Source organism: Streptomyces torulosus, assembly GCF_001419765.1.
Taxonomy (GTDB): domain Bacteria; phylum Actinomycetota; class Actinomycetes; order Streptomycetales; family Streptomycetaceae; genus Streptomyces; species Streptomyces torulosus.
In genome coordinates, this window is the sequence record NZ_LIRK01000768.1 from 1 (window position 1) to 3,301 (window position 3,301).

Consider the following 3,301-nt stretch of genomic DNA (forward strand, 5'->3'; position numbering starts at 1 on the left):
CCATGACCGTCACCACCGCCGAACCCGCGTCCGCCGCCGAGGACCTGCTGCCCTTCTGTGACCCCGGCTTCCGCGCGGACCCGTACCCCTACTACGCACGGCTGAGGGAGGAGCACCCCGTCTACCGGCATCCGCTCGGCCTGTACGTCGTCTCCCGCTACGAGGACGTCGCCCGGCTGATCCGCAACCCCACCCTGAGCGTGCAGCAGCTCGACTTCGGGCCGGCCGACCCGATCCACCACGCCATGCTCGGCAAGGACGCGCCCGACCACACGCGGCTGCGGAGGATCACCAACCGCTGGTTCACGCCCAAGGCCGTCGAGGAGTGGTCCCAGGTGATGCGCGCCTCCGTGGAGGCCGTGCTCGACGAGGTCGAGAACGGCGACGGTGCCCTGGACGCGGCCGACGGCCTGTCCCTGAAGTGCACCTTCGAGACGACCTGCCACATCTTCGGCATCGAGCCGACCGAGATGGACACCATCCAGCGCAAGACCTACGAGATCGGGCTGAGCCTCGGCCCCGGCGGCAACGACGAGGAGGCCCGCGCCACCACGGAGGCGTTCGCCTGGTTCGCCGACCACATCCGCCGCCTCGTCGCCGACAAGCGAGCCCACCCCGGCGAGGGACTGATCGACGCCTTCATCGCCGCGCAGGACGAGGGCAAGATGACCGAAGAGGAGGTCGTCTACTCCGTCTTCCTCTTCTTCGCCGTGGGCCACCTCGACGTCAAGCATCTGATCAACCACGGCATCTGGCTGATGACGCAGCGGCCCGAGCTGTTCGCCGCCTACCGGGACGAGCCGGAGGCGCGGCCGGGCATCATCAACGAGATCCTGCGGATCGACACGCCCGAGTCCATGGTGGTCCGCCTGACCACGCAGGACACGGTCATCGGCGACACCACCGTGCCGGCAGGAGAAGCGCTGGCCCTGCTCATCGCCTCCGCCAACCGCGACCCCGAGGTCTTCACCGACCCCGACACCTTCGACCACACCCGCCCCCTCGCCGCCGGCCGGCACCTGGCCTTCGGCTCCGGCATGCACGGCTGCGCGGGCCAGGTCCTGGCCCGCGCCGAGGCCGACGTCGTCTTCAGCTCGATCGTCAACCGGTTCTCCGGTGTCGAGCCGGCCGGTGAACCCGCCTACGCGCACACCGAGTTCCTGCGCACGATCACCCACCTCCCCGTCCGCTTTCTCTTATCCCCCGCTCGGCCATCACGGTGCACGAGTAGGGCGCACCGAGTACCACCGAGCGAGCTTGATCGGGTTGCCGCATCCCGCCCGCGGCGGGCGAATTCGGCCACTCTTGGCGCGATTTTTTCCTCTAACTTCTCGGGTTACGTCAACTGAGTAATTCGAGCCGGAAGGCGGAGTGGAGGCGCATTTCTCAAATCGCTTCCTTTACCTACGCTATGTGTTCCAGTGGGGCGGGATCACTTACCGAGCGTGGTTGCGACGGCGACCTTCTCGTGTGTGACGCAAGCCATAGCTGGGGTCAAAACCCCCATTCTGAAAGGTGCATAGTGGTGGATAGAGGGCGCCGATGTTCTTCCATGTGAACGGAGTTAGGTATTCCGCCGTCCTGTCGGTGTGATGCTCAATTGACTCCCTCCTAACCATCTCTTGACCTTTGTTGGCTGATACTCATAGCCTTCACGTCACTATCGGCGCCGCCGACCACGAGCGCTGGAACCGGGCCCGATTGTCTTTCGGGTGACTGATCTGAATCATGGGGGATCGCGTGTACGACGTCATTGTTGTGGGTGCCCGCTGCGCCGGCTCACCGGTCGCCATGCTGCTGGCACGCCTCGGCCACCGGGTCCTCGTGGTGGACCGGTCCTCTTTCCCCAGCGACACCGTCTCGACCCACTACATCCACCAGGCGGGGCTGCTGAAGCTCCGGGAGTGGGGACTGCTCGACGAGATCGTCGAGGCGAAGACCCCGGCGATCCGCAAGATGCACTACAGCTACCGGGGCATCGAACTCAACGGCTTCGCCGACCCCGTCGACGGCCTCGACGCGATCTACTGCCCGCGCCGCACCGTGCTCGACGAGATCCTGGTCAACGCCGCCCGCAGAGCCGGCGCCGAGGTGCTGGAGAGCTTCACCGTCTCCGACGTCATCGCCTCCGAAGGCCGGGTGACCGGCATCCGGGGACGCGAGGGCGACGGACCGGAGCGGGAGTTCCGGGCCTCTGTGGTCATCGGCGCGGACGGCTTCCACTCCACGGTCGCCAAGAAGGTCGGCGCCGAGCTGTACAACGTCCGCCCCGCGGCCGGATTCATCTACTACTCGTACTACAGCGGCCTCGACTGGGGCCTGCACCACAAGACCGGCTTCCACGAGCGCTGGTTCGGCAGCTGGCCCACCAACGACGGGCTGAACATGCTGGCCGTCATCTGCACCCGGGCCCAGCTGAAGGACTTCCGCACCGACGTGGAGGCCCGCTTCCAGGCCGTCTTCGACGACGTCCACCCGGAGATGGGCGCCCAACTGCGCGACAGCGGGCGGCGCGAGGAGGACTTCCGCCCCATGCGCTACCCGGACAACTACTACCGCCGCGCCCATGGCCCCGGCTGGGCTCTCGTGGGCGACGCCGGCTACCACAAGGACCCCTACACCGGGTGGGGCATCACGGACGCCTTCCTCCACGGCGAACTGCTCGCCGAACGCATCCACCAGGGACTGTCCGGGGAGCGGCCGATGGACGAGGCGCTGGCCGAGTACAACAAGGTGCGCGACGAGGAGAGCGCCGGCGTCTACGACTTCACCACCACCCTCGGCGAACTCACCGAACTCCCGCCGTTCTTCAAGGCGACGATGAGCGCGATGAGCGCCAGCCAGGAGTGGACCAACAAGATGCTCGGCCTGATCGGCGGCGTCGTCCCCGACTACGAGATCTACGCGCCGGACGCCCTGGAGCGTCTCTACGACGACGCGGGCGTACCCGAGGAGGAGCGGGTCTACGACCCGGCCGCCTGACCGGGCGGGCGGCGACCTCCCCGGCGGCCGTCGCCGGGGAGCGGCCACCGTGACCGGGTGATCGGGCCGACCACTGCGCGCGGTTCGACCGCGGTGTCCGGGCCCCCGGCAGCGCCGCACCGTACGCCGGAAGCCCCGGCACCCGGCGCGCCGCACCTGTCTCCGTCGCCCGCCCCCTCGCACCCGCGGCCGCACGGCCCGTGCGCTGTGCCGCACATGCCGAAGGAGCCCAGGGAGGCCGCGCCCGCCGGCGCGGTGGCGGATTGCGCCGTCGGCCCGCCGATCGCCGTACCGCCGCCCCCTCCCGTCCTTTCCGCCC

At 68.6% G+C, this 3,301-nt stretch carries 2 protein-coding genes; both read left to right on the forward strand.

Annotation, left to right across the window (positions count from 1 at the left end; translation table 11 throughout):
- On the forward strand, positions 1-1,349 hold a 1,349-nt coding region (locus tag AOK23_RS39505; RefSeq protein WP_055717264.1), incomplete at its 5' end, for a cytochrome P450.
- Between the two features lie 379 nt (positions 1,350-1,728).
- Positions 1,729-2,982, forward strand: a complete 1,254-nt coding sequence (locus tag AOK23_RS39510) for an NAD(P)/FAD-dependent oxidoreductase (RefSeq protein WP_079049965.1) — start codon at positions 1,729-1,731, stop codon at positions 2,980-2,982.
- The last annotated feature ends 319 nt before the right edge of the window (positions 2,983-3,301 follow it).

What these genes read in the sequence shown, in the direction of transcription:
- AOK23_RS39510 (WP_079049965.1), top strand. Translation starts at nt 1,729, where the DNA reads ATGGGGGATCGCGTGTACGACGTCATTGTTGTGGGTGCCCGCTGCGCC.